Source organism: Klebsiella sp. 1SOBk5mer, assembly GCF_046603115.1.
Classification (GTDB): domain Bacteria; phylum Pseudomonadota; class Gammaproteobacteria; order Enterobacterales; family Enterobacteriaceae; genus Klebsiella; species Klebsiella quasipneumoniae.
The window spans coordinates 49,772-74,172 of record NZ_JBKIUU010000014.1; the positions used below are offsets into that span (position 1 = coordinate 49,772).

Here is a 24,401-nt window from a genome sequence, read left to right on the forward strand (position 1 = left end):
AAGATGACAATTTCGGAGTTATTGCAGTACTGCATGGCGAAGCCGGGAGCAGAGCAGAGCGTCCACAGCGACTGGAAAGCCACGCAAATTAAGGTCTCGGACGTGCTGTTTGCCATGGTGAAGGAGGTCGAAGACCAGCGGCCGGCGGTTGCGTTGAAGGCGAGTCCGGAGCTGGCGGAGCTCCTGCGGCAGCAGCATCGCGACGTCCGGCCCAGCAAGCATCTCAATAAAGCGCACTGGAGCACCGTCTTTCTGGATGGCTCGCTGCCGGATTCGCAAATCTACTACCTGGTCGATGCGTCTTACCAGCAGGCGGTGAAAATGCTGCCGGAGCCGGTCCGGCAGCAGCTTTCCCGCTAATTATTTCAGCATCGGCTTCAGGAAGCGCGCGGTGTGCGAGGCTTCGCACTCAGCGACGGTTTCCGGCGTACCGGAAACCAGAATTTCGCCGCCGCCGCTGCCGCCTTCCGGGCCGAGATCGACAATCCAGTCGGCAGTTTTTATCACGTCGAGGTTGTGCTCAATCACCACGATGGTATTGCCCTGATCGCGCAGCTGGTGCAGCACTTCCAGCAGCTGCTGGATATCGGCGAAGTGCAGACCGGTGGTCGGCTCATCGAGGATATACAGCGTCTGGCCGGTACCGCGCTTGGACAGCTCGCGCGCCAGCTTCACGCGCTGCGCCTCGCCGCCGGACAGCGTCGTCGCCGACTGGCCGAGACGGATATAGGTCAGGCCGACATCCATCAGGGTTTGCAGCTTACGCGCCAGCGCCGGTACGGCATCAAAGAACTCGCGCGCTTCTTCAATGGTCATATCCAGCACTTCGTGGATGGTTTTGCCCTTGTACTTAATCTCCAGCGTTTCGCGGTTATAGCGCTTACCTTTGCACTGGTCGCACGGTACGTAGATATCCGGCAGGAAGTGCATTTCGACCTTGATCACCCCATCGCCCTGGCAGGCTTCGCAGCGACCGCCGCGGACGTTAAAACTGAAACGACCCGGCGTATAGCCGCGGGAACGTGATTCCGGCACCCCGGCGAAAAGCTCGCGCACCGGCGTAAACACCCCGGTATAGGTCGCGGGGTTGGAGCGCGGCGTACGGCCGATCGGGCTCTGGTCGATATCGATGACTTTATCGAAGTGCTCCAGCCCCTGAATATCGCGATACGGCGCCGGTTCGGCGATGGTCGCCCCGTTAAGCTGACGCTGGGCAATCGGGAACAGGGTATCGTTGATCAGCGTTGATTTACCCGAGCCGGAGACGCCGGTGATGCAGGTAAACAGGCCCACCGGCAGAGTCAGCGTCACGTCTTTCAGGTTGTTGCCGCGCGCGCCGGTCAGTTTGAGGACTTTCTCCGGATCGGCGGGCACGCGCTGCTTCGGCACTTCAATTTTGCGCTTGCCGCTCATGAACTGGCCGGTCAGGGATTCCGGGACGGCCATAATGGCCTCCAGCGGCCCTTCCGCCACCACCTGGCCGCCGTGGACCCCGGCCCCAGGGCCGATATCGATCACATGGTCGGCGGCGCGAATGGCGTCTTCGTCATGCTCAACGACGATCACCGTGTTGCCTAAATTACGCAGGTGAATCAGGGTCCCGAGCAGGCGCTCGTTATCTCGCTGGTGCAGGCCGATGGAGGGCTCATCCAGGACGTACATCACGCCAACCAGTCCGGCGCCAATCTGGCTCGCCAGACGGATACGCTGGGCCTCGCCGCCGGAGAGCGTTTCCGCCGAACGGGAGAGCGTCAGGTAGTTGAGGCCGACGTTGACGAGGAACTTCAGGCGATCGCCAATCTCTTTCAGCACTTTTTCGGCGATTTTCGCCCGCTGGCCGGAGAGTTTCAGATTGTTGAAGAAGTCCATCGCGTGACCGATGCTCATATCGGAAATGGTCGGCAGCGGGGTGTTTTCCACAAACACGTGGCGCGCCTCGCGGCGCAGACGCGTACCGTCGCAGCTGGCGCACGGGCGATTGCTGATGAACTTCGCCAGCTCTTCGCGCACCGCGCTGGATTCCGTCTCTTTGTAGCGGCGCTCCATGTTATGCAGCACGCCTTCGAACGGATGGCGGCGTACCGAGGTGTCGCCGCGGTCGTTCATGTATTTGAATTCAATATTCTCTTTACCGGAACCGTACAGGACCACTTTCTGCACGCTGGCGCTGAGAGTGCCCCACGGCGCTTCGACGTCGAACTTGTAGTGCTCCGCCAGCGACTTCAGCATCTGGAAGTAGTAGAAGTTACGCCGATCCCAGCCGCGGATGGCGCCGCCCGCCAGCGACAGCTCCGGATTTTGCACCACGCGATCGGGGTCGAAATATTGCTGCACGCCGAGGCCGTCGCAGGTCGGGCAGGCGCCCGCCGGGTTGTTGAAGGAGAACAGGCGCGGCTCCAGCTCGCGCATGCTGTAGCCGCAGATCGGGCAGGCGAAGTTGGCGGAAAACAGCAGTTCTTCCGCTTTCTCATCATCCATATTGGCCACGATGGCGGTACCGCCGGAGAGCTCCAGCGCGGTTTCGAACGACTCGGCCAGACGTTGCGCCAGATCGTCGCGGACCTTGAAGCGGTCAATTACCACCTCGATGGTGTGTTTCTTCTGCAGCTCCAGCTTCGGCGGATCCGAGAGATCGCAGACTTCGCCGTCGATCCGTGCGCGGATATAGCCTTGGCTGGCGAGGTTTTCCAGGGTTTTGGTGTGCTCGCCTTTACGCTCTTTAATAATGGGCGCCAGCAGCATCAGACGCAGGCCTTCCGGCTGGGCGAGGACGTTATCGACCATCTGGCTGACGGTCTGCGCCGCCAGCGGCACGTCGTGGTCCGGACAGCGCGGCTCGCCGACGCGGGCGTACAGCAGACGCAGGTAGTCGTGAATTTCGGTAATAGTACCCACCGTCGAGCGGGGGTTGTGAGAGGTTGATTTCTGTTCGATGGAAATCGCCGGCGACAGCCCTTCGATATGGTCGACGTCCGGCTTCTCCATCAGCGACAGGAACTGTCGCGCATAGGCGGAGAGCGATTCGACGTAGCGACGCTGGCCTTCGGCATACAGGGTGTCGAAAGCGAGTGAAGATTTGCCAGACCCGGAAAGCCCGGTGACGACAATGAGTTTGTCGCGCGGGATAACGAGGTTGATGTTTTTGAGATTATGGGTGCGGGCGCCCCGAACTTCGATCTTATCCATTCACCTTTCCCGGTAGGTAGATACACGGATTGCCTGGTTTGCTTGAAGGACAAACGGCAGAAACGGCTAATTATGACACAATTTAACCTGTCTGGATATACAGTATTGGAATGGCGCTGCGGGAAGCGTGTGAAAATTTGCATAGCGGCGGCATGTTTTCTGGAATTGGCTTAGCAGCTATCAAATTGTCCCTTTGTGGTGTTAGAATTCCCGGTTTACACTTATACAAAACGTATTATTCAGGAGATTCGATCATGGCCAGCAGAGGCGTAAACAAGGTGATTCTCGTCGGTAATCTGGGGCAGGACCCGGAAGTACGCTACATGCCAAGTGGCGGCGCAGTCGCCAACTTCACGCTGGCAACTTCCGAATCCTGGCGTGACAAGCAGACCGGCGAAATGAAAGAGCAGACTGAATGGCACCGCGTTGTGCTGTTCGGCAAACTGGCGGAAGTCGCTGGTGAGTACCTGCGTAAAGGCTCTCAGGTGTACATTGAAGGCCAGCTGCGTACCCGCAAGTGGACCGATCAATCCGGTCAGGACAAATACACCACTGAAGTGGTGGTGAACGTTGGCGGCACCATGCAGATGCTGGGCGGCCGTCAGGGCGGCGGCGCACCGGCAGGCGGCGGCCAGCAGCAGGGCGGTTGGGGTCAGCCTCAGCAGCCGCAGGGCGGCAACCAGTTCAGCGGCGGCGCGCAGTCCCGTCCGCAGCAGCAGGCTCCGGCAGCGCCTTCCAACGAACCGCCGATGGACTTCGACGACGATATCCCGTTCTAAGGCTTGCCTTAGACGCAATATTCGCGTAGTTAAAACAGAAAGCCCCGGTTTCGCCGGGGCTTTTTTTATGATTATTCCACCACCGCCTCAGGAGTCGTTTTGACCACTGATCGCGGATCGCGAGCGCTTCAGGCCGCGGGCACCTGAGCGGTTGCGGGCGTCGCCACGCCTGGCTGCGGTGCGGCGGGCTGTGTCGCTGGCCTCTGCCGCGGCGCGGCCGTCGCTTTCTGTTTGCGGGCCATGTCATCGACGATCAGCCGATAGGCGATGTAATACTTATAGATATTGCTGACGTAGGTCACCGTTTCCGCGCCGATTTTTTCTGCCGCCAGATTTTCGACATTACCGAACCAGACGTTTGGATCAAACCCGCGCTGTTTGGTCATGGTGCGCAGGCGAGCGATACGCGCTGGACCGGCGTTGTAGGAAGCAAAGGCAAATAGCGCTTTATCCAGCCGGGTCATGGGCTCATCAGCATAGTATCGATCTATCATCCAGCGCATATATTTCACGCCAGCATGAATGTTGGGATCCAGCTGTTTAATATCGCCCACCTTCAGCTCTCTTCCGGTGCTGGGCATCACCTGCATTACCCCGACGGCGCCGACGTGGCTTCGAACCGACTGGTTCAGCCGCGACTCCTGGTATCCCTGGGCCGCCATCAGCAGCCAGTCGACATCGTAGCGATCGCCATATTTACGGAAGACGTCCACCATGGCGAGGAACTTGCGCCGTTCCTGACTCGCTGCGGCATTTTTGACATATTTAGCGTTTTTCAGGTAACGCAGCAGGAGAGTATTGCCCAGCGTGGTGCCCTGACGATTCTTTTTCACAAAGTTGTTCAGCAGCGCCAGCAGCTGCGGACTGTTCTGGCGTACCGCCCACGCAATGTTGCCGCCGTCGCGCAGCACCACGTTGTCATGGACCTGGATTTTCGGAAACACCTGTTTCCAGAAAACAGCTTTATGCTGATCGACGACTATCAACGGCACCAGCCCGGCGTTGAGCATTTCCAGCAGATCTTCATCCTCCAGCGCTTCCGGCGCCGCTTCCAGGATAACCGGCGGTCTTGACTCACTGGCAAATCGGGCGTTCAGTGCTTGTAGACTGTCGTAATAGCTGGAGGAGCGGCGAACAAAGACCGTTTGACCGGAAAGCTGCTCCAGGCTGTCGACCTTTGGCGACGCCGGGCCGGAGATCAGCAACTCTTTGACGCCGCTGTAGAGCGGCTGAGCGAAAGCGGCCTGGGCTTCCCGCGACGGAGTGATGGTCAGGTTGGCGGCGACGATATCCCCTTTACCTTCATTGAGCGCGGTGAAGAGATTATCCCGGCTGACCGGCACGAAAACGATATGTAGCTTCAGGTGGCGCTGTTTTAGCTTTTTATCCCTGGCCAGCTGTTTATTCAGATCGTTTTCCAGCGCCATGAAAATGTCGTGCGTCGCTCCGCGTTGGGTTCCCTTATCAATAAAAAAGAAGGTCTTGCTGTAGGTGGTTAATACCCGGATGGTGCGCCGATCAAGCATGCCAGGCAGATCGCCTTTCCACGGCTGCAGCATGTCGTCGATATGGATCGACAGCGTGTTGTCTTCGGTTGCCACCGGCGGCGCTTTTTCCGCCTCCGCCGCAAGCAGGATAGGGGCGAATAACAGCGTCGCGAGGCAGGTGAGCCAGGCGATAAACAGGCGTGATAGCAAGTTGGCGTTCATGGAGGAACACTCCGCAGGGGAATAGGCTTATTTTAGCAGAACGGCCGCCGTTAGCCGGATTCAATAACAGGAAAATAACGCTGATAAACCTGAACATGCCGCCGAGTATCGTTCGGCAGATTATTATTATTTGGCTATGCAGGAAGGGAAAAGAGAATAGCGAAGAAGGAAGATCTGATGATATTTCAGGGCCAGTCATAAGGCTTCCGTTTGCGTTAATTATCGGCAGATATTATTGCGGTTGAATAAACCCCAGGCAGGCCCGTTGGGCCTGCCTGCTGTGTGGATCAGGGCTGCACCACTTTCCAGATGGTATATTTCTCTTCGCCCGGTTTTACCGCCTGAGCAAAGTGCTGGTTTAAATGGCTGGCGGTGAACATTACCGCGCCGTCCGGGCCGATAGTCGGCGTATCGGGCCAGTATACGCGCTCGTCAGCGGCCAGCAGGGTGAACTGTCCGCTCTGCGGGCGATACCGGACAATACCGTTATGGGTCACATCGGTGATATAGAGCGCGCCATGCTTATCGACCACGATGCCATCGCTATTCCCGCCGACCTCACCCGCTGTACGGATGGCGGCGGCGAGTTGTCGTTCGCTCATGGCGGGATCGCGCAGCGCGGCGGTGGCGATGGTCCGCGCCGTGGTGCCGGTGGTGACCGTCCAGTAGAGGGTTTCCTGGTCCGGTGACAGCGCGATACCGTTGATGCCCAGAATAATGGGATTGCCCGGCCAGACGGTTTCCCCATGGGACGTCACCTGCAGGCCGGCAACCGGCATCAGCGCCGGGTGCTTATTCAGTACCCGGCGAACCGTCCCACGCTGAGCATCCACAACGATCAGTCCGGCCTGGTTATCCGGCGCGCTGCGCAGGCCGCTGTCGGCGATATAGGCCACCCGGCGCGCTTCATCGACCACAATATCGTTAAGAAAGCTCCCTTCACGATCGGCAACGCTGTCGAGCGGAATACGCTGCACCAGTTTGCCGTCGCTGAGCGCATAAATCATGATCTTTTGCGCCTCCGGCGGCGCCGTCTTTTCGCCGGCGACAAAGCCCTGATCTAATGCCCACAGCCAGCCGTTGCGGTGGTCGACATAAAAGCCCAGCACATTGCGCAGGTGCGTGCGGGGATCGGCGCTGATGCTGTTCGCCTCGGTGGATGGAAAGGCGGTAAGGCGTGCGGGGCCGCTCAGCGACGCGGTATCGAGCAGGCTGAGCGTAGCGGGCGCCTGGGGCGAGATCAGGCGTGGGGTACTGACAAACGCCCGGCCAGCGGCGTCAAAATGCAAGCCCGCGATGGGGGCATCGACGGAGCGCGCATCGACGCGCTGCTCCCAGGTTACCCCGGCATAACTGCGCCAGAGCGCTAAATGGGCGGGGTCGTCGGCTCCTGCCGCCAGCGCGTTCTGTCCCAGGGACAGCAGGCCGAGAATAACAAGTGAAAAACGATGCATTATGGTCTCCAGGAAGCAGAAAAACGAGAGAGGGTTGGTTAGCTCTGGTAAAGGATTTTATTAATTCCCCTGGCGAAGATAAGATGCCGGGAATGACAATCATTTGTTCTCTGGAGAACCAAATGGCCCGGCGGTTTGATTATCTTTCGGATGTGGAAGTGTTTCTGGCTGTGGCCGAGCGCGGGTCATTTACCGCCGGCGCGGTGGCGCTATCGTCAACGCCGTCGGTGCTCAGCCGGGCCGTCACCCGTCTTGAGACGCGCCTGGGATGTCAGCTGCTGCGCCGTTCCACCCGGCGGATCAGCCTGACTGAGGCCGGAAATGCTTACCTGATTCAGGTCCGCCAGGCATTTGAGGTGCTGGATAATGCCGAACGGGAGGCGCAGGGGCAAAAAGGGTCGCTGTCCGGACGCGTAAAGCTGAGCGTACCCACCACCTGGGGACACTACCGTCTGCCGCCGCGCCTGGCGCTGTTCCGTCAATTACATCCCGACGTCCAGATTGAGCTGAATATGACCAACCGTAATGTCGATATTATCGCCGAAGGTTTCGACCTGGTGGTGCGCCAGGGACATTTACCCGACAGTGGTCTGGTGGCAAAAAAACTGGAAGATGCCGGGCTATGTCTGGTGGCCTCGCCGGCTTATTTACGCTCTACGACGCAACCGCTCAATAAAATAGCCGATTTGCGCCATCACTCATGCCTGACATTTATTTTGCCGGCGACGGGAAAAGTTGCGGAATGGGTATTTCGTGAAAATGACCAGGATATTAACTGGCTACCGCCTTCCTCCCTGCATGTTTCTGATGATGTGCTCGGGGTAGTCTCGTTGGCCCTCGCAGGGGCGGGGATCTGCCAGAGCTATGCGTTTATTGTGCAGGAGGCGGTCGCGCGTGGGGAGCTGGTCCCTGTGCTTCCGGCATTCGCCGGACGCTCACGGCCTTTCTCGGTCGTTTACCCGCCGCATAAAAGTCAGTCAGCCGCCGCACGGGCGTTGATTGCGCTGCTGACCCTGCCGGCGGAAGCTTTGGCGACGCTCAGCGCCACATTGTCTGATACGAATGGATGAAGGCTCATCTAAAGGGACTAATACATATTGTCAATTATTTTTATTTAATCTTATTTTTTATTGTATTTTCTTTTCTTAGGTTGATTTGTTTCTGTTTTTATAGGGTCTAATCATTAATCTCTCGACGAAAAGTAAACGTTACTAATAATGGAGTATGTTGTTAGGAATCGTCTTAAGTCACATAATTGTCAGGGATGCTTGCAGTTTATATTAATGAATGCTATCACTATATATGGTAACAATTTGTAGCATTTATATAAGGAAGGAATATGAAATGGACTATTCTTAATACTCTGATCTGCCCGCAATCCGGCATCGCCTTTTCGGCGATATCCAGCCTGCGTTTCTTAAAATTTATTATGTGGTACGAGGCCGATGTGATCCTGCTGCCCGGCGAGACAATGAAGCTCTATTCCTCAAGAGTTTTAATTAATGACCAGTATCATTCATTAAAAATCTACAATATTGCGGTGTACGACGAGGCGCAGTGGGAAATATTACGCGAGCGGCCATCGTGCCCGTACCATGCCGGCGGCGAGCGGTCTGACTCCTGTTTTTACCAGTCCTTTTGCGCGATTAAGCGCTGCCCGAATAATATTCCCCGCAGCGAAACCTGGCGTTAGTCAGGCCACGCCGGGGCCAGCCGCCGGCGGTGGGGCGTCATTTCTCCAGCAGGGCGGCCAGTCGTGGCTGGACGCCTGCGCAGCCGGCCAGCACGCGGTTACCTCGCCGCAGCCCCTCATTGGCGAGAAACGCATTGCACGTTCCGCCCGCCTCCTCAATCAACAGCATGCCTGCCAGCGCGTCCCAGCTGTTCATATGTGCTTCATAATAGGCATGGAGCTGGCCGGCGGCGACATGCGCCAACATCAGGGCGCCCGCGCCGAAGCGGCGATATTCCAGGTCGGCGTCGAGCAGGGTGGTGATGGCCAGGTGGAAGGGAGAGTATTGAGCCAGCCGCTGCGCAACAGCTGGTTAGCGGCCAGTTCGGCGCCGGCGGCGTTATCAGAGCAGACATAATCCACCCCGGGGGATCGTTGCCGCCAGCATCTTTGTTTTTCTGGAGTCGTTGGATGAGTTTACCGGCACCTACTTCGTCGGGGCGCCGGATGTCACTACGCTGCCGCTGCTGCTCTATAACGCCAGCATGTCGGGTAACTATCAGGTCTCGTCGATTACCGCGCTGATTTTGCTGGCGCCATCGCTGCTCTTTATGGTGGTGATCCATAAATTTATGCGTCCGGAGATGATGGCGAAACTGGGGAAATAAGGGCTGCAGAAAACGAAAAAGCTTCCCGGTGGGAAGCTTTTTAACCTCAGGTCATCATCATTGGCCATTCTGGCGGTGTCTGACTCATGACTTCAATCATCACATCTTTGATATTGCCCCAGATTTTGGCAATATCGAGCAGGGTGATGCCGAGCAAACCGGTGGCGAACCAGCAGGCGGCGGCAAGGCCGAGGCAGCTGCAGATCACCGCCAGACCGGCATAATCGCTTTTGCGAAGTTGGATATTCAGTGAACTGGCAAGAAACATCAGTACCGCGCTCACCAGGGGCCAGCGCAACAACACAACACTGGTAGTAATGGAAGCCATTAACCTGTCCTCAAAGAAAGTCGGGGAGCCATGGACGACCTGGCGCGACTGACGATGGCATAGCGCTCTGGTCTCAACTGGCGTACTAGAGAGTGATGAAACGCCATTTCTGTTTCATCAACTTGTGTGAACTATATCACACTTGGCGCTTTATTCACCAGTCAAAAAATGAGCTTTCGCTGCGCTTAATAACACTTCTATTTATGTGGATATTGGTAAGTAACCCCTGATGATCTTATTTTCATTCTCTTGCTAATGATTATTATTCTGCGGGTTTTATTACTTGTTCTTGTTTAATACACGGAGAAACCGAGTCAGAAGCGCGTCTATTCTTAATCTTGGCGGAATATCTTCCGAATACCTGATAAATAAGTATTATTCTTCCCTGTCAGTGGTAAAGCTGACGCCCGTGAGGGCTGGCGGAAATCGGCTGATGTCTATCGCAGTCGCGATTGCTAACGTGTTTGGGCTACCTTAATTAAGGCATATCGCATGGATGTAAGCGTAAATGGGTGACAGTACGCCGCATAAGGCGCTAAGGCTCATCGGAACGGGGTTGGTTATTTTATTGCCAGTGGTACTGGCATTGTGGTTTGCCCAACTGCGGGCAAAAGCCGAAACCATTGATCAATTACACTCATTTTCGCAGCTGGCGCTGCAAAAAACGGAAATGGTCATCCGCGAAGCGGATCAGGCCCGGGCGAAAGCCAGCCAGTATCGCGGGGAGCTGTGCTCAGCGGACCATCAGCGTTATTTATTGCATATCGTTCGCGGCCTGCTGTATGTGGAAGATCTGATCTACGCTAACGGTCAGCGCTTTATCTGTTCAACGTCCGTTCATCAGCAAACCGGCTGGCGGATGCCGGCGGCCAGTTATACCAAAAAGCCGGATGTCGCGATTTACTATTACCGGGACACGCCGTTTTATCCCGGCTTTGCCATGAACTATATGCAGAAGGGGCCCTATGTGGTGGTGGTCAATCCCTTCTCGTTCAGCTCAGTGATCGCCAGCGATCGCGATTTAGCCTATGGCGTGTTCGATACCAAAACCAACCTCTTTTTCTCGGTTAGTAACAATGTCGAGCCCGCGGAGCTCCATGCGTTAATTCGTGAAGGCGATACCTTTTTTAATCAGAATGGCCGGGTGTATACGATAGCCCGCTCCGCTATCCGGCCGATCGCCGTCATTATGTCCACCTCGCGGGCCAGCTATTATCACAACTTTTGTGACCAGGCCAGCCTGACGCTGCCGCTGGGGATCATCTGCAGTATTTTACTGGTGCTGGTGTGGTCGCGCACCCGCCGGCAGTATCACTCGCCGCGCAATATGCTGCAGCGGGCTCTGAGCTGCCGCCAGCTGCGCCTGCACTACCAGCCGATTATCGATATTAAAAATAACCGCTGCGTCGGGGCGGAAGCGCTGCTGCGCTGGCCAGGGTTTGACGGTCCGGTGATGAACCCGGCGGAGTTTATTCCGCTGGCGGAAAATGAAGGCATGATTGCCCAGGTGACGGACTACGTGGTGGATGAGCTGTTTTACGAAATGGGAGAGTTTCTTGCCAGCCATCCGCAGCTGTACGTGGCGATCAATCTCTCTGCGTCGGACTTCCACTCGGCGCGGCTGATTTCACAGATCAGTGAGAAAGCGCGCAGCTATGCGGTCTGTATCGGGCAGATCAAAATCGAAGTAACCGAGCGGGGGTTTATCGACGTACCGAAGACCACGCCGGTGATTCAGGCGTTCCGCGAAGCGGGCTATGAAATTGCCATCGATGATTTCGGTACCGGCTATTCGAATCTGCATAATCTGCACGCCCTGAACGTCGATATCCTTAAAATCGATAAAACCTTCGTTGATACGCTGACCACCAACAACACCAGCCACCTGATTGCCGAACACATCATCGAGATGGCGCGCGGGTTACGTCTAAAGACTATCGCGGAAGGCGTGGAGACGCCTGAGCAGGTAAGCTGGCTCTACAAGCGCGGCGTGCAGTATTGCCAGGGCTGGCTGTTTGCGAAAGCGATGCCGGCGCGGGAGTTTATGCAGTGGTTAGCCAATGCGCCCGCGCCCGTGAACGTGCCTCAGCCGTCGCGTCACGCGGAGATCTGATGGCGGTAGTCGCTGGGGGTGCGGTCGAACTCCCGGCGGAAGACCCGCGAGAAGGTTTGCTGCGAGACGTAGCCCAGATCCATGGCGATATCAAAGATCGGCCGCTGGGTGGTTCGCAACGCCTCCGCCGCCAGCAGCAGACGGCGCTGACGAATATAATCCCCCAGCGTCTGATGCATCACGGTGCGGAACATCCGCTGCAGGTACCACTTCGAGTATCCTGACTTTCTGGCGACTACATCAATGTTAAGTGGTTGATCGATATGTTCATCAATCCATTCAATCAGTGTTTGAATAATATCCTGATGGGACATAAAGCGGCCTCTCTCAATTCTCGATTCGTCGTTTTGTCTGCGGGCGAGTATAATTCCTCAAGTTAACTTGAGGTAAAGCGCTTTATGGAAAAGAAATCACCCCGCATCAAAATGCTGCTGACGCCCGGGGAAGTGGCAAAACGAACCGGCGTGGCGGTCTCGGCCCTCCATTTTTATGAGAGTAAAGGGCTGATCCACAGCCAGCGGAATGCCGGCAATCAGCGGCGCTACCGGCGCGATGTCCTGCGCGCGGTGGCGATTATCAAAATTGCGCAACGTATCGGCATCCCGCTGGCCACCATCGGCGACGCGTTTGGCGTGCTGCCGGAAGGGCACAATCTCAGCGCAAAAGAGTGGAAAATGTTGTCATCCCAGTGGCGCGAGGAGCTGGACCGGCGTATCCACACCCTGACGGCGCTGCGCGACCAGCTCGACGGCTGCATCGGCTGCGGCTGTTTATCGCGGCGCGACTGCCCGCTACGCAACCCGGGCGATAAACTGGGGGAAGAGGGGACCGGCGCCCGGCTGCTGGAGGAGGAGTGATAAAACTAAAGCGCCACAACTGGGCGCTTTAGTTGTTTTCCGGTCTTGGTCTTTCGCATTATCTCGTTGGTTCACGAGAGGGTTTCCCCCGACGTCGACGTCCCTCAGTATTGCGCAATCTGTTGATGGAGGTTCCGGTTTGCGTCGACACTTTAACTATGGCATCCGCCGCCGTTTTTTCCTCACTATTTTGCCGAAATTTTCCCGGCAATCCGCGCCTGTTCCTATAGTTAATTTGAACAAACCACGGGAGAGGCCCATGCTGACGGTACATCATCTTAATCAGTCACGATCGCAACGCGTACTGTGGGCGCTGGAGGAGCTACAGCTGCCTTATCAGATAGTCCGCTATCAGCGGGAAAAGTCGATGCTGGCGCCAGCGGCATTGAAGAAAATCCACCCGCTGGGTAAATCGCCAGTGCTGGAAGACAACGGCTATGTGCTGGCGGAGTCCGGAGCGATCCTTGAGTATTTGCAGGAGAGCTGGGACAGCGATGGGCTGCTGAAGCCACAGGGCGCGGATGACAAACTGCAGTACCGCTTCTGGCTGCACTATGCCGAAGGCTCGCTGATGCCGCTGCTGTTAATGAAGCTGGTGTTCGCCAGCCTCGGCAAACCCCCGGTGCCCTTTGGCGTCCGCTCGCTGGGCTCGCTGCTGGGCAAAGGTATACAGAAAGCGTGGCTCGATCCTCAGTTGGCCACCCATGCGCGGTTCATTGACGACCATCTTGCCACGCGGCCATGGTTTGCCGGCGATCGGCTGAGCATGGCCGATATCCAGATGAGCTTCCCGGTGATGGCGCTGCTGGCCCGCGGCGGCATGCATGATCTTCGCCATATTGAGGCCTGGCGACAGCGGGTGGAGCAGCGCCCGGCCTGGCAGCGGGCCATCGAGCGCGGCGGCCCCTTCACCTTACCCGGCGCCTGAAGTATCAGCGGATCCGATGACGCGGCTAAATGAAAGCAACTCACTAAAAAATTGTTAGCGGATTGCGCATGGACGATAACGTTTGCGCATCGGCTGGTTATTTTCTGTTCGTCATAAGCGAAATTTAGCGAAATACGATAAACATCGGTTGAAAAGGGTTATCTAAAGGCCGGATAATCGTTTGCCTTTCTGTTTTGCTCCCTCTTTTTTCTGCTAGCCGGGGGGAGTTGATAAGGTTGACACACCGTAGTGTATGCGCGGAGTTAAACGTTTGCTTTTTTGCGGCCCCCCTGGCGCTGCGATTCGGTACAAGGAGATCGCGTTTAACTGGCAGTGGAAGGTCCACCACGCATATCAACGAACAATAAAAATTTTCAGGGGAAGTTTTCTATGTCTACGCCTTCAGCGCGTACCGGCGGTTCATTAGACGCCTGGTTTAAAATTTCGGCGCGCGGTAGCACCGTGCGTCAGGAGATTGTTGCAGGTCTTACTACCTTTCTGGCAATGGTGTACTCCGTCATCGTGGTGCCGGGCATGCTCGGAAAAGCGGGCTTCCCGCCGGCCGCGGTGTTTGTTTCTACCTGTCTGGTGGCGGGCGTTGGCTCGCTGGCGATGGGATTATGGGCAAACCTGCCGATGGCCATCGGCTGCGCTATCTCGTTGACCGCTTTCACCGCCTTCAGCCTGGTGCTGGGGCAGCACATCAGTATTCCGGTGGCGCTCGGCGCGGTATTCCTGATGGGCGTCCTGTTTACGGTGATCTCGGCAACCGGCATCCGCAGCTGGATCTTGCGCAACCTGCCGCAGGGCGTGGCCCACGGTACCGGGATCGGGATCGGTCTGTTCCTGCTGCTGATTGCCGCCAATGGCGTTGGCCTGGTGATCAAAAACCCGCTGGACGGTCTGCCGGTGGCGTTGGGGAACTTTGACAGCTTCCCGGTGGTAATGTCGCTGATTGGCCTCGCGGTGATCATCGGTCTGGAAAAAATGAAGGTACCGGGCGGTATTCTGCTGACCATTATCGGCGTGTCGATTGTCGGCCTGATTTTCGATCCTAACGTCCATTTCTCCGGGATTTTCGCCATGCCATCCCTGAGCGATGACCAGGGCAACTCGCTGATTGGCAGTCTGGATATTGTCGGCGCGCTAAATCCGGTCGTGCTGCCCAGCGTACTGGCCCTGGTGATGACGGCGGTCTTTGACGCAACCGGCACCATCCGCGCGGTGGCCGGTCAGGCGAACCTGCTGGACAAAGACGGACAGATCATCAACGGCGGTAAAGCGCTGACCACCGACTCCCTGAGCAGCGTCTTCTCTGGCTTAGTCGGGGCGGCGCCGGCGGCGGTGTATATCGAATCGGCGGCGGGTACGGCAGCCGGCGGTAAAACCGGCCTGACCGCGGTGACGGTAGGGGTCCTGTTCCTGCTGATCCTGTTCCTCTCTCCGCTCTCTTATCTGGTGCCGGCCTACGCGACCGCGCCGGCGCTGATGTACGTCGGCCTGCTGATGCTGAGCAACGTGGCGAAGATCGATTTCAATGACTTCGTTGACGCCATGGCTGGCCTGATCACCGCGGTGTTTATCGTGCTGACCTGCAACATCGTGACCGGCATCATGATCGGTTTCGCGACCCTGGTGATCGGCCGCCTGGTCTCCGGCGAGTGGCGTAAGCTGAACCTCGGCACGGTGATTATCGCTGTGGCGCTGGTGGTGTTCTACGCCGGCGGGTGGGCGATTTAAACCCTTTGTGCTCCTCACGGGCGGCTCAGGCCGCCCGTTTTATTTTTAAGCCACATCCTGTTTCCATTTGCGTTAATCTGGGTAGCGTATGATTCAAAGGCAAGACGCCTCACAGGTATAAAAGAAAACGCAGCAAACAGGGAACACATGGAAATATTCTTTACCATCCTCATCATGACCCTTGTGGTCTCACTCTCCGGGGTAGTGACGCGCGTACTGCCCTTTCAGGTTCCACTCCCACTGATGCAAATCGCCATTGGCGCGCTTCTGGCGTGGCCGACCTTTGGTTTGCATGTTGAATTTGATCCAGAGCTGTTTCTGGTCCTGTTTATCCCGCCGCTGCTGTTCGCCGACGGCTGGAAAACGCCAACTCGCGAATTCATTGAGCACGGGCGCGAGATCCTCGGCCTGGCGCTGGCGCTGGTGGTCGTGACGGTGGTCGGCATCGGCTTTCTGATCTACTGGATTGTGCCGGGCATTCCGCTGATCCCGGCGTTCGCGCTGGCGGCCGTGCTGTCGCCGACCGATGCCGTGGCGCTCTCGGGTATCGTCGGGGAAGGGCGGATACCGAAAAAAATCATGGGCATTTTGCAGGGTGAGGCGCTGATGAACGACGCCTCCGGCCTGGTCTCGCTCAAGTTTGCCGTCGCGGTGGCGATGGGCACCATGGTCTTTACCGTCGGCGGCGCCACCGTCGAGTTTCTGAAAGTGGCGATTGGCGGCGTGCTGGCCGGGTTTGTGGTGAGCTGGTCGTATGGCCGCTCGATGCGCTTCCTCAGCCGCTGGGGCGGTGACGAGCCCGCCACGCAGATCGTCCTGCTGTTCCTGCTGCCGTTTGCCTCCTATCTGATTGCCGAACATATCGGCGTCTCCGGCATTCTGGCGGCGGTGGCGGCAGGGATGACCATCACCCGTTCCGGCGTGATGCGTACCGCGCCGCTGGCGATGCGCCTGCGCGCCAACAGCACCTGGTCGATGCTGGAGTTTGTCTTTAACGGCATGGTGTTTCTGCTGTTGGGCCTGCAGCTGCCGGATATCCTCTCCAGCTCGCTGGTGGCGGCGGAAGCCGACCCCAATGTCGAGACCTGGATGCTGTTTACCGACATCATCCTGATCTATGCCGCGCTGATGCTGGTGCGTTTTGGCTGGCTGTGGTCGATGCGTAAGCTTAGCCAGCGCTTCCTGAAGAAGAAGCCGATGGAGTTTGGCTCCTGGACCACGCGCGAGCTGCTGATCTCCTCCGTTGCCGGAGTGCGCGGGGCGATTACCCTCGCCGGTGTGCTCTCTATTCCGCTGCTGCTGCCGGACGGGAATGTCTTTCCGGCGCGCTATGAGCTGATTTTCCTCGCCGCCGGGGTGATCCTGTTCTCGTTGTTCGTTGGGGTGATTGCGCTGCCGATCCTGCTGCGCCACATTGAATCGAGCGATAATGTGCAGCAGCGGAAAGAGGAGCGTCTGGCGCGCGCGGCGACGGCGGACGTGGCGATTGTGGCGATCCAGAAGATGGAAGAGCGGCTGGCGGCGGATACCAAAGAGAATATCGATAACCAGCTGCTGACCGAAGTCAGTTCGCGGGTGATCGGTAACCTGCGCCGCCGCGCCGATGGTCGTAACGATGTGGAAACCTCGATGCTCGAAGAGAGCCTGGAGCGGCGCTTCCGCCTGGCGGCGCTGCGCTCTGAGCGCGGTGAGCTGTACCATCTGCGCGCCACCCGGCAGATCAGTAACGAGACGCTGCAGAAGCTGCTGCACGACCTCGACCTGCTGGAAGCGCTGTTGATCGAAGATCAGTGATCGTCAGACCCGGTGGCGTAGCGCCGCCGGGTGATCTCTCGTAACGCAAGTGTGCCCGCGGGCAGCTGACGCCTTACCGGGCTGACAACCTCCGCGGTATCCACCCGATGCGCCCCAGCCTGGCGCCGCCAGGCGTTATTCCAGCCAGAACGCTTTACTGCACGCCAGCCAGGCCTCAGCGCTACGCGACATATATACGCCTTCCCGCCAAATCATCCCCAGCTCCCAGCGCAGCTCGCTTTGCAATGGGATCCAGCAAAAATTCTGCGGGTCGAGACGCTGGCAAATCGGCTCCGGCAGGATCGCCACGCCAATGCCGGCCTGCACCATGGCGGCGAGAAAATCCCACTGGCCGCTGCGCACAGCGATCCGCGGCTTCACGTCGTGCTCGCTAAACAGGCGCATCAGCTGCTGGCTGAGGGCAAATTCCTCGTTGTAGATAACCAGCGGATGCGCCGCCAGCTCCGCCGGCGAGAGCGACGTTTTGCCTTCCCACGCCGCGGTCCTGGGCGTCAGGACGCACAGTGGGTGGTTGAACAACGGCAGGGTGGTGAGGCTGCTGCCCTCTTCGATCGGCAGGGCGGTCATCGCCATATCAAGTTCGCCATTGCTGACCGCCTGCTGGACCGTCAGGCCGCCAAACTCGGCGATTTTCAGCTCGACGCCCGGGTAGCGCTGGCGGAAACGGCTGATCGGCTCCGCCATCAGCATCCCGACCATCGGCGGAATGCCAAGACGCAGCACCCCCTTATGCAGGTGATTGATATCGCTCAGCTCTGACTCCAGCTGGCTGAACTCGCCGAGGATCGCCTGGCCGCGTTCAAAAACCACGCGCCCGGTATCGGTAAGCAGCAGTTTGCGGCCGTCGCGGATCAACAGCGTGCAGTTCAGTTCATCTTCGAGATTTTTGAGCATCTTGCTGATGGTGGGCTGTGTGACAAACAGCTTTTCCGCCGCGCGAGTAAAACTCTGCTGACGAACCACTTCAACGAAATAGCGCAGCGTTCGGATATCCATAATTATTCCCTGAGACTATACCTGCGATGATTTTAATTCATTTCTGTCCGCGTCGGCGGCTCTCTATACTGCATGCCTGACTTCTTTTTTTCAGGACTATCGCTCATGGCCTTCGCGCCAGCTCGCGTTGCCCCTGCTGTGGCGCAGCGACTTCAGATCCCGATACAGGTGCTGCTCTACGTCGGGTTATTCATCTTCGCACAATATCTAGTGAACAGGTGGCAGGTACCCTTGCCGGCCAACTTAGTGGGCATGGTGATGCTCCTGTTGATGATCGTTTGCCGGGTGATCCCCCTCAACTGGGTTCGCGCCGGCGCCCGCTGGCTGTTGGCGGAGATGCTGCTGTTTTTCGTCCCGGCGGTGGTGGCGGTGGTCAATTATGCCCAGCTGTTGATGGTCGACGGATGGCGTATTTTCCTGGTCATTGCGTTAAGCACGCTGATGGTGCTCGGCGCTACGGCCTGGGTCGTTGACAAGGTTTATCGTTACGAAGTGAACAGGATAAAAAAATGAGCGATGCCACGCTAAGTATCCTGTGTCTGGTGGCGACGCTGGGCCTCTATTACGCTAACAAAAAACTGTATCGCCGTTTTCATAAACTGCCGTTGATGCCGCTGGTATTTACGCCGATCCTGCTGGTGCTGATCCTGGTGGCAGGCCATATCTCTTATCAGAGCTATATGGGAGAGACCCACTGGCTGCTCTGGCTGCTGGGCCCGGCGACCATCGCCTTTGCCGTCCCGGTCTATGAAAATATCGCGGTGATCAAACGCCACTGGATGTCTCTCAGCGCAGGGGTGGTAACGGCGGTGGTGGTAGCGGTGACCAGTTCCGTGTGGCTGGCGCGCGGATTGATGTTGTCTGACGAAATACAGCGTAGCCTGGCGGTGCGTTCGGTGACCACGCCTTTTGCCCTGGCGGCGGCGAAACCGCTTGGCGGTCAACCCGATCTGGTTGCGCTGTTTGTGGTGATCACCGGCGTCTTTGGTATGGCGGTGGGGGACATGCTGTTTTTACGGCTTGCTATCCGGGAAGGGATGGCGAAAGGGGCCGGGTTCGGGGCGGCCTCCCACGGTGCCGGAACCGCGCGCTCCTATGAGCTGGGCCAGCAGGAGGGCGTAGTGGCCAGCCTGGTGATGATGCTCTCAGGTGTGGTCGTCGTGCTGGCTGCGCCGGTCGTGCGCTGGCTGCTGTTTTAACATGGTCCCGTAACCGGATATTATGAAATATTGAGGGGGAGAATAGTTATGGACTATTTTCCCCTGTTTTTGTTTATACCCGTTATTACTCATCATAAAAGATTAAGTCGATTCTTATGTTTTTCCTGAATTTGTAACTAAATATTTCGCTGATGTCGATTATTTAATTGTAATCTAAATAATATTCAGAGGTTTTATTATTTTCACGAATTATATTACTGGTTATCTAATTGATTTTTAAGTGTTCTTATGTTGCGCTGCTAATGTTTTAATACACTTTATTTAAAAAGTGGTATATCCATTGATAATTGAAACTTTACCTTTTGTTCGTTATTCTCTTTACGCGAGCTTGTATTATTGAATGGATTCAAAACGGGTCGTTTATTTCTGCATAATAGTGACTGTCATCAAGCCGATAGCATGTAAATGCCTGCATGACGCCGCGCTGATTGAATTTCATTCTCTAATATCGCTGCATACAGCAATTGACGGACTGATTGTCGTTTATAATGGATATGGGAATAAATATGAAGATGAGTAAAAAATTTCTGGCGGGTGCCCTGATTTTCTCTGCCTGCAGCGCGCTGTCTACCGTTGCCCAGGCTGATAACACCATTACCTTTAATGGCGTTGTTTCAGATACCACCTGTACGGCGACCATCGATGGCGGTGTGACTGCCATTGATATGGGCACCACCTCGGTGGCGGACCTGAAAGCGTATACCTACGGTGCAGCTAAGAACTTCTCCTTTAGCTTAGCGGATTGCCCGACGCTGGAAGAGGGGGGAAATAACTCCGCCCGCGTGACTTTCGGCGGGGTTTCCGATACCGCGAATAGCGATTACTTTAAAAACCAGGCAACGGAAGACGCAGCAACGGGCGTCGCTGTGGCGCTGTATGACGAAGCCGGTAGCCTGATGAAAAATAACGAAGAAGGTTCAGATGTCGATATCTCTTCGGGTGCCGCAACGATTCCGTTCACCGTTAAGATGGTGAAATCGGGCGCTGGTGAACCGACAAAGGGTGCCGTTCAGACAACGGTAACTTATAACGTGACCTATCATTAATTCTGCATTTTATTGAAAGGAGAAAGGGGGATCGTCTGTTATTCCCCTTATTTAAGCGTATGAGATATCCTTTTTTTGTGGTTGGTTTAGTGCTGTCGTCCTCTATCGCGCAAGCCAGCGTGGTAGTTGGCGGTACGCGCCTTGTCTTTGATGGGACGAAGAATAACGCCGTCATTAACGTTGAGAATAAAGATCCGAGCAGCAATATCGTACAGTCCTGGCTCTCTGTGGCTGATGCTCGCTCACCAGCAAAAGATGCATTTATTATTACACCGCCGCTATTTCGTCTTAAAGCCGGAGAGAAAGGATTTGTGCGCGTTGTGCGTTCAGGAAAGACGCTACCAGACGACCGCGAGTCCATATTTTGGCTTAATATTAAAGGGATCCCGGCAACAGAATATACTCCTGATAAAAATGTCGTGCAGTTTGCTATCAACTCGAAAATAAAATTAATTTACCGGCCTGCCGCATTAAAAGGTAATACACCAGAAAGCTATGCCGACAAATTACAATGGGGTAAAGAAGGGGCGGCGGTAACGGTAAAAAATAGTTCGCCATTGTATATGAATTTCTCACAGATCAGTCTTAACGGTAAAAATATTTCTGGTGCATGGTTTGCAGCCCCGTTTTCTACTTTAAAAATACCCGTCAGGAATAACCTGTCCGCGGCAGGAAAAAAAGAAATCACATGGAGCGTGATTAATGATTATGGTATGTCAGGGAAGAAATATACCGCTCTTATTCAGTAGCATTGAGCCGCTATGTTCAACTAAAAGTCTCTGCGTCGCTATTGTTCTGTGCCTGAGTACCCTACCTACTTGCGCCGAGGCCGATGAATATTTCAACCCGAATCTACTCGAAGTTACGGATAATAGTGCGACTTCGGTTGATCTGTCCTATTTTTCGCAAGACGGCGTACCGCCGGGCACCTATCACCTGGATGTTTACGTCAATGATAAGTATGTCGGTTCTGAATCACTCCTGTTCCAGGTAAATAACCCTGACGCTGGTGCAAACGCAACGGCGACTCCCTGTCTTTCTTCGGAGTTTCTTCATTCGTGGCTCATCAATACCGCCGCCTATCCGAAGCTGTTCGAGGCAGGAGAAACCTGTGCTCAACTGTCGGCGATCCCGGGCGTAACGTTTACGGTTTCGCTTGCCCAACAGCGGATAGATTTTACCGTCCCGCAGGCCGCGATGCTGAATCGCCCCAGAGACTATGTGCCGGAGAGCCAGTGGCAGCAGGGGATTAACGCCGGTATTCTCAACTACAGCATTTCCGGGCAGCGCAATACCCCGCGGCATAACGGCGCAACTATCGACAGTCAGTTTATCAGCCTGCAGCCTGGCGTGAATCTGGGGCCGTGGCGCCTGCGCAATTACAGCACCTATAGCCACAGCGACAACACCAGTCGCTGGGAGTCGGTATACTCCTATATCACCCGCGATATCCAAACCCTGCGCAGTCAACTGGTGGTGGGCAACACCTATACGTCGTCCGGCATCTTCGACAGCATGAGCTTTACCGGCCTACAGCTCAGCTCAGATAAAGAGATGTTGCCGGATAGCCTTCACGGGTTTGCGCCGACGATCAAGGGTATTGCGCGTACCACCGCTGAGGTCTCGATCTATCAGAATGGCTATAGCATTTATAAAACCACCGTTGCCCCCGGCGCTTTTGAAATAAAAGATCTTTACGCCACCGGCAGCGCCGGCGATCTGTACGTCAGCATTAAAGAGTCCGACGGCAGCGAGCAAAACTTTGTGGTGCCATTCGCCTCGTTGGCGATCCTGCAGCGCGAGGGCCAACTGGACTATGCGCTGAGCAGCGGCAGAACGCGCTCAGGTAGCTCCGACGATAAAGAATATAACTTTATTCAGTCCTCTCTGGTTTATGGCGTGACCAGCAACGTTACTCTTTATAGCGGTTTTCAGCAGGCGGAAGATAAGTACACCAATTTGCTGTTAGGCGCTGGTTTTAATCTTGGGACTATCGGCGCCCTCTCATTTGATGGTTCTCAGTCATGGGCTGATGTTAACGCCAACGCCGCGGCCACATCGACCAGTCAAGAACAGGGGCAATCTTATCGCGTCCGCTTTAGCAAAAGTTTTCTCCAGACCGGCACCAACTTTTCCGTGGCCGGTTATCGCTATTCCACCGCGGGATACTATTCGTTTCAGGATTTTGTCGATAACGCTTCCACTCAGTATGACTGCTGTACCAGCAAGGGCAGAACGAAAGGCCGTTTTGACGCTTCGGTGTCACAGACGCTGTTTGGCTATGGCTCACTTTCGCTGTCGCTGATCAATGAAACCTACTGGGACAACTCGCGCATGGCGTCGGTCGGGGTGGGCTATAGCGGAGCAATCGGCAAAGCCTCCTACTTTATTAACTATTCCTATAACCGCAACGTGCAGAACACCGATGACAGCGGTGATAACCGGCCGACCAGTGATACGGTCGTCTCCCTGACGTTAAGCATTCCGCTGGGGGACTCACTCTCCGCGAATTACACCTTGAACCATGCCCGCCATAACGACACCACGCACAGCGTGGGACTCAACGGCTCGGCGTTCGAGGATCGCTCCCTGAACTGGAGCGTGCTTGAAGGGTACAACACCCAGGATAAGAGCACTTCCGGCAACCTCAGCGTCAACTACCAGGGAGCAAAAGGCGACGCGGCGGGCGGCTATGGCTACGACCGCTACAGCAATCACTACAGCTATTCGCTGCGCGGCGGCATGGTTGCCCATTCCGGCGGACTCACGCTGTCACGCTTTCTGGGGGAGAGTTCGGCGCTGGTCGAGACCCCCGGCCTCAGCGATGTGACGGTGCGCGGCCAGACAAACGTGACGACGGATGCCGCCGGATATGCCGTGGTGCCCTACGTCCGTCCGTACCATCGTAATAGCCTGGCGCTGGATGAACAGGAAATTCCCGGCGCTGAAGTGGATAACGTTGCCAGAACGGTAGTTCCGACGCGCAACGCGATCGTCAAAGTGCAGTATGACACGCGAATTGGCTATAAGGCGATGCTCACGCTGCGCACCCGCAGCGGGGTGGTGCCCTTCGGCGCGCTGGTGACCCTCGATAACGCGCGGCCTAATACCAGCGTCTCGCGCAGCAATATCGTCGGCGATGAGGGGCAGGTTTACCTGACGGGGTTGCAGAAAAAAGGTCAGCTGTTAGCGCGCTGGGGGGAAAAAAGCAATGAGCAGTGCACCGCTCATTATGATTTTTCCAGCACCACGCTGAGCGACAATATTCTGTTTTATCAGGCCATTTGCCGATAATGGCCGCACGTGCGCAACAGGAAAAGAAGGGCTGATATGAGGATTAAAGACTGCGGAACAGGGGGCTGCGTACTGGCTAGCCTTTTGCTGCTCTCCGCTTCCGGGTTGGCTTACGAGAGCAGCAGCACGGTCAATTTTAAGGTTACGGGCACGATCGAAGCGCCCTCCTGTGAGGTGGCCGTGGATCCGTCGAATCGTATTGATTTAGGCACCGTTCCCTATCAGACGTTCTCCGGAAAAGCGGGATCGAGCAGCGCCAGCGTGCCGGTTAAGCTGCTCTTTTCCCACTGTTCGGCCTATGCGTCGGCGGTGACGATCGCATTCGATGGGGCCCGTTTCGATGAAGCCCACGCTTCGATCTATAAAAGCTATAGGACAGGCAATAACGGGGCCAGCGGCATTGGTTTGCAACTGCTCAGCATGGCCGACCAGCAGCCTCTGGGCCCCGGAGACCAGTATCTCTACACCTTTGATAGCGAAACGGACATCCACACGTTCAACATGGTGGCACGGATGTACTCACCCTATGGCCAGGTGAGTCCCGGTATTGTCGGTTTTACCGCCACGTTTGAAGTGACCTATAAATAATGATTTCG

21 protein-coding genes and 3 pseudogenes are annotated in these 24,401 nt (G+C 56.2%); 16 read left to right on the forward strand and 8 right to left on the reverse strand.

Annotated elements, in window-relative coordinates; all coding sequences use genetic code 11:
* Window positions 1-3: 3 nt before the first annotated feature.
* Entirely contained in the window at window positions 4-360 is a 357-nt protein-coding gene (locus tag ACLH1U_RS22485; RefSeq protein ID WP_023291634.1) for an MmcQ/YjbR family DNA-binding protein, read from the forward strand.
* Here ACLH1U_RS22485 and uvrA read toward each other — a convergent pair whose 3' ends face one another.
* The gene (uvrA, locus tag ACLH1U_RS22490; protein ID WP_023291635.1) at window positions 361-3,186 is read right to left on the reverse strand and encodes an excinuclease ABC subunit UvrA; all 2,826 of its coding nucleotides are present in this window, start codon (window positions 3,184-3,186) and stop codon (window positions 361-363) included.
* 254 nt (window positions 3,187-3,440) lie between these two features.
* Here uvrA and ssb1 point away from each other — a divergent pair, with 254 nt between their 5' ends.
* Entirely contained in the window at window positions 3,441-3,965 is a 525-nt protein-coding gene (ssb1, locus tag ACLH1U_RS22495; RefSeq protein WP_004151744.1) for a single-stranded DNA-binding protein SSB1, read from the forward strand.
* 128 nt (window positions 3,966-4,093) lie between these two features.
* On the opposite strand, the gene ACLH1U_RS22500 is transcribed toward ssb1, so the two are convergent.
* Window positions 4,094-5,674 (reverse strand): transglycosylase SLT domain-containing protein, encoded by a 1,581-nt coding sequence (locus ACLH1U_RS22500; RefSeq protein WP_411299469.1) that lies wholly within the window; start codon window positions 5,672-5,674, stop codon window positions 4,094-4,096.
* A gap of 287 nt (window positions 5,675-5,961) precedes the next feature.
* Window positions 5,962-7,128, reverse strand: a complete 1,167-nt coding sequence (locus tag ACLH1U_RS22505) for an SMP-30/gluconolactonase/LRE family protein (RefSeq protein ID WP_032454566.1) — start codon at window positions 7,126-7,128, stop codon at window positions 5,962-5,964.
* Window positions 7,129-7,250: 122 nt separating this feature from the next.
* Here ACLH1U_RS22505 and ACLH1U_RS22510 point away from each other — a divergent pair, with 122 nt between their 5' ends.
* Together ACLH1U_RS22510 and iraM are read left to right on the forward strand one after the other, a co-directional pair.
* Window positions 7,251-8,198 (forward strand): LysR family transcriptional regulator, encoded by a 948-nt coding sequence (locus ACLH1U_RS22510; RefSeq protein WP_411299472.1) that lies wholly within the window; start codon window positions 7,251-7,253, stop codon window positions 8,196-8,198.
* Between the two features lie 269 nt (window positions 8,199-8,467).
* Window positions 8,468-8,821, forward strand: a complete 354-nt coding sequence (gene iraM / locus ACLH1U_RS22515; RefSeq protein ID WP_023291644.1) for an anti-adapter protein IraM — start codon at window positions 8,468-8,470, stop codon at window positions 8,819-8,821.
* A 37-nt stretch (window positions 8,822-8,858) separates the two neighbouring features.
* On the opposite strand, the pseudogene ACLH1U_RS22520 reads toward iraM, so the two are convergent.
* Together ACLH1U_RS22520 and ACLH1U_RS22525 are read right to left on the reverse strand one after the other, a co-directional pair.
* Window positions 8,859-9,128, reverse strand: a pseudogene (locus ACLH1U_RS22520) (inositol monophosphatase family protein); the annotation flags it as partial.
* Window positions 9,128-9,229 (reverse strand): annotated as a pseudogene (locus tag ACLH1U_RS22525) (LacI family transcriptional regulator); the annotation flags it as partial. The pseudogenes ACLH1U_RS22525 and ACLH1U_RS22520, both read right to left, overlap by 1 nt.
* On the opposite strand from ACLH1U_RS22525, the pseudogene ACLH1U_RS22530 reads away from it, so the two are divergent.
* Window positions 9,229-9,468, forward strand: a pseudogene (locus ACLH1U_RS22530) (ABC transporter permease); the annotation flags it as partial. The pseudogenes ACLH1U_RS22525 and ACLH1U_RS22530 overlap by 1 nt on opposite strands.
* A gap of 46 nt (window positions 9,469-9,514) precedes the next feature.
* Here the strand turns inward: ACLH1U_RS22530 and ACLH1U_RS22535 are convergent.
* Window positions 9,515-9,796: a YjcB family protein gene (locus ACLH1U_RS22535; RefSeq protein ID WP_002885064.1), complete on the reverse strand. Its 282-nt coding sequence runs from the start codon at window positions 9,794-9,796 to the stop codon at window positions 9,515-9,517.
* Window positions 9,797-10,304: 508 nt separating this feature from the next.
* Between ACLH1U_RS22535 and ACLH1U_RS22540 the strand changes: the two genes are divergently transcribed.
* The gene (locus tag ACLH1U_RS22540; RefSeq protein ID WP_065805940.1) at window positions 10,305-11,909 is read left to right on the forward strand and encodes an EAL domain-containing protein; all 1,605 of its coding nucleotides are present in this window, start codon (window positions 10,305-10,307) and stop codon (window positions 11,907-11,909) included.
* Here ACLH1U_RS22540 and soxS read toward each other — a convergent pair.
* Window positions 11,894-12,223 (reverse strand): superoxide response transcriptional regulator SoxS, encoded by a 330-nt coding sequence (gene soxS, locus ACLH1U_RS22545; RefSeq protein WP_023291646.1) that lies wholly within the window; start codon window positions 12,221-12,223, stop codon window positions 11,894-11,896. The genes ACLH1U_RS22540 and soxS overlap by 16 nt on opposite strands.
* Window positions 12,224-12,307: 84 nt before the next feature.
* Between soxS and soxR the strand changes: the two genes are divergently transcribed.
* From soxR to ACLH1U_RS22565, 4 genes are all read left to right on the forward strand, one after another.
* Window positions 12,308-12,766 (forward strand): redox-sensitive transcriptional activator SoxR, encoded by a 459-nt coding sequence (soxR, locus tag ACLH1U_RS22550; RefSeq protein WP_004206331.1) that lies wholly within the window; start codon window positions 12,308-12,310, stop codon window positions 12,764-12,766.
* 259 nt (window positions 12,767-13,025) lie between these two features.
* Window positions 13,026-13,694, forward strand: coding sequence for a glutathione S-transferase family protein (locus ACLH1U_RS22555; RefSeq protein ID WP_023291647.1), 669 nt, complete (start codon window positions 13,026-13,028; stop codon window positions 13,692-13,694).
* Window positions 13,695-14,084: 390 nt separating this feature from the next.
* Window positions 14,085-15,434 (forward strand): NCS2 family permease, encoded by a 1,350-nt coding sequence (locus ACLH1U_RS22560; RefSeq protein ID WP_004206333.1) that lies wholly within the window; start codon window positions 14,085-14,087, stop codon window positions 15,432-15,434.
* Between the two features lie 147 nt (window positions 15,435-15,581).
* Window positions 15,582-17,228 carry a Na+/H+ antiporter gene (locus tag ACLH1U_RS22565; protein ID WP_411299470.1) on the forward strand — a complete coding sequence of 549 codons (1,647 nt, stop codon included), beginning with the start codon at window positions 15,582-15,584 and terminating at the stop codon, window positions 17,226-17,228.
* A gap of 135 nt (window positions 17,229-17,363) precedes the next feature.
* On the opposite strand, the gene ACLH1U_RS22570 is transcribed toward ACLH1U_RS22565, so the two are convergent.
* Window positions 17,364-18,245 carry a LysR family transcriptional regulator gene (locus tag ACLH1U_RS22570; RefSeq protein ID WP_017900105.1) on the reverse strand — a complete coding sequence of 294 codons (882 nt, stop codon included), beginning with the start codon at window positions 18,243-18,245 and terminating at the stop codon, window positions 17,364-17,366.
* A gap of 105 nt (window positions 18,246-18,350) precedes the next feature.
* Between ACLH1U_RS22570 and ACLH1U_RS22575 the strand changes: the two genes are divergently transcribed.
* The 6 genes from ACLH1U_RS22575 to ACLH1U_RS22600 all read left to right on the forward strand — a co-directional run bounded on the left by ACLH1U_RS22575 (window position 18,351) and on the right by ACLH1U_RS22600 (window position 24,393).
* Window positions 18,351-18,758, forward strand: a complete 408-nt coding sequence (locus tag ACLH1U_RS22575; RefSeq protein ID WP_004206336.1) for a CidA/LrgA family protein — start codon at window positions 18,351-18,353, stop codon at window positions 18,756-18,758.
* Complete coding sequence (locus ACLH1U_RS22580) at window positions 18,755-19,444, forward strand: LrgB family protein (protein WP_023291649.1); 690 nt, start codon at window positions 18,755-18,757, stop codon at window positions 19,442-19,444. Before ACLH1U_RS22575 ends, ACLH1U_RS22580 begins: the two co-directional genes overlap by 4 nt.
* Before the next feature lie 509 nt (window positions 19,445-19,953).
* Complete coding sequence (locus tag ACLH1U_RS22585; RefSeq protein WP_074423164.1) at window positions 19,954-20,511, forward strand: fimbrial protein; 558 nt, start codon at window positions 19,954-19,956, stop codon at window positions 20,509-20,511.
* Window positions 20,512-20,570: 59 nt separating this feature from the next.
* Complete coding sequence (locus ACLH1U_RS22590) at window positions 20,571-21,260, forward strand: fimbrial assembly chaperone (RefSeq protein ID WP_032454572.1); 690 nt, start codon at window positions 20,571-20,573, stop codon at window positions 21,258-21,260.
* Window positions 21,214-23,805, forward strand: coding sequence for a fimbria/pilus outer membrane usher protein (locus ACLH1U_RS22595; RefSeq protein ID WP_032454573.1), 2,592 nt, complete (start codon window positions 21,214-21,216; stop codon window positions 23,803-23,805). Before ACLH1U_RS22590 ends, ACLH1U_RS22595 begins: the two co-directional genes overlap by 47 nt.
* A gap of 36 nt (window positions 23,806-23,841) precedes the next feature.
* On the forward strand, window positions 23,842-24,393 hold the full coding sequence (locus ACLH1U_RS22600; protein ID WP_050442670.1) for a fimbrial protein: 552 nt from the start codon (window positions 23,842-23,844) through the stop codon (window positions 24,391-24,393).
* The last annotated feature ends 8 nt before the right edge of the window (window positions 24,394-24,401 follow it).

Coding starts and splice junctions, on each gene's coding strand:
- ACLH1U_RS22485 (WP_023291634.1), top strand. CDS start 4: ATGACAATTTCGGAGTTATTGCAGTACTGCATGGCGAAGCCGGGAGCA.
- uvrA (WP_023291635.1), bottom strand. CDS start 3,186: ATGGATAAGATCGAAGTTCGGGGCGCCCGCACCCATAATCTCAAAAAC.
- ssb1 (WP_004151744.1), top strand. CDS start 3,441: ATGGCCAGCAGAGGCGTAAACAAGGTGATTCTCGTCGGTAATCTGGGG.
- ACLH1U_RS22500 (WP_411299469.1), bottom strand. CDS start 5,674: ATGAACGCCAACTTGCTATCACGCCTGTTTATCGCCTGGCTCACCTGC.
- ACLH1U_RS22505 (WP_032454566.1), bottom strand. CDS start 7,128: ATGCATCGTTTTTCACTTGTTATTCTCGGCCTGCTGTCCCTGGGACAG.
- ACLH1U_RS22510 (WP_411299472.1), top strand. CDS start 7,251: ATGGCCCGGCGGTTTGATTATCTTTCGGATGTGGAAGTGTTTCTGGCT.
- iraM (WP_023291644.1), top strand. CDS start 8,468: ATGAAATGGACTATTCTTAATACTCTGATCTGCCCGCAATCCGGCATC.
- ACLH1U_RS22535 (WP_002885064.1), bottom strand. CDS start 9,796: ATGGCTTCCATTACTACCAGTGTTGTGTTGTTGCGCTGGCCCCTGGTG.
- ACLH1U_RS22540 (WP_065805940.1), top strand. CDS start 10,305: ATGGGTGACAGTACGCCGCATAAGGCGCTAAGGCTCATCGGAACGGGG.
- soxS (WP_023291646.1), bottom strand. CDS start 12,223: ATGTCCCATCAGGATATTATTCAAACACTGATTGAATGGATTGATGAA.
- soxR (WP_004206331.1), top strand. CDS start 12,308: ATGGAAAAGAAATCACCCCGCATCAAAATGCTGCTGACGCCCGGGGAA.
- ACLH1U_RS22555 (WP_023291647.1), top strand. CDS start 13,026: ATGCTGACGGTACATCATCTTAATCAGTCACGATCGCAACGCGTACTG.
- ACLH1U_RS22560 (WP_004206333.1), top strand. CDS start 14,085: ATGTCTACGCCTTCAGCGCGTACCGGCGGTTCATTAGACGCCTGGTTT.
- ACLH1U_RS22565 (WP_411299470.1), top strand. CDS start 15,582: ATGGAAATATTCTTTACCATCCTCATCATGACCCTTGTGGTCTCACTC.
- ACLH1U_RS22570 (WP_017900105.1), bottom strand. CDS start 18,245: ATGGATATCCGAACGCTGCGCTATTTCGTTGAAGTGGTTCGTCAGCAG.
- ACLH1U_RS22575 (WP_004206336.1), top strand. CDS start 18,351: ATGGCCTTCGCGCCAGCTCGCGTTGCCCCTGCTGTGGCGCAGCGACTT.
- ACLH1U_RS22580 (WP_023291649.1), top strand. CDS start 18,755: ATGAGCGATGCCACGCTAAGTATCCTGTGTCTGGTGGCGACGCTGGGC.
- ACLH1U_RS22585 (WP_074423164.1), top strand. CDS start 19,954: ATGGATATGGGAATAAATATGAAGATGAGTAAAAAATTTCTGGCGGGT.
- ACLH1U_RS22590 (WP_032454572.1), top strand. CDS start 20,571: ATGAGATATCCTTTTTTTGTGGTTGGTTTAGTGCTGTCGTCCTCTATC.
- ACLH1U_RS22595 (WP_032454573.1), top strand. CDS start 21,214: ATGATTATGGTATGTCAGGGAAGAAATATACCGCTCTTATTCAGTAGC.
- ACLH1U_RS22600 (WP_050442670.1), top strand. CDS start 23,842: ATGAGGATTAAAGACTGCGGAACAGGGGGCTGCGTACTGGCTAGCCTT.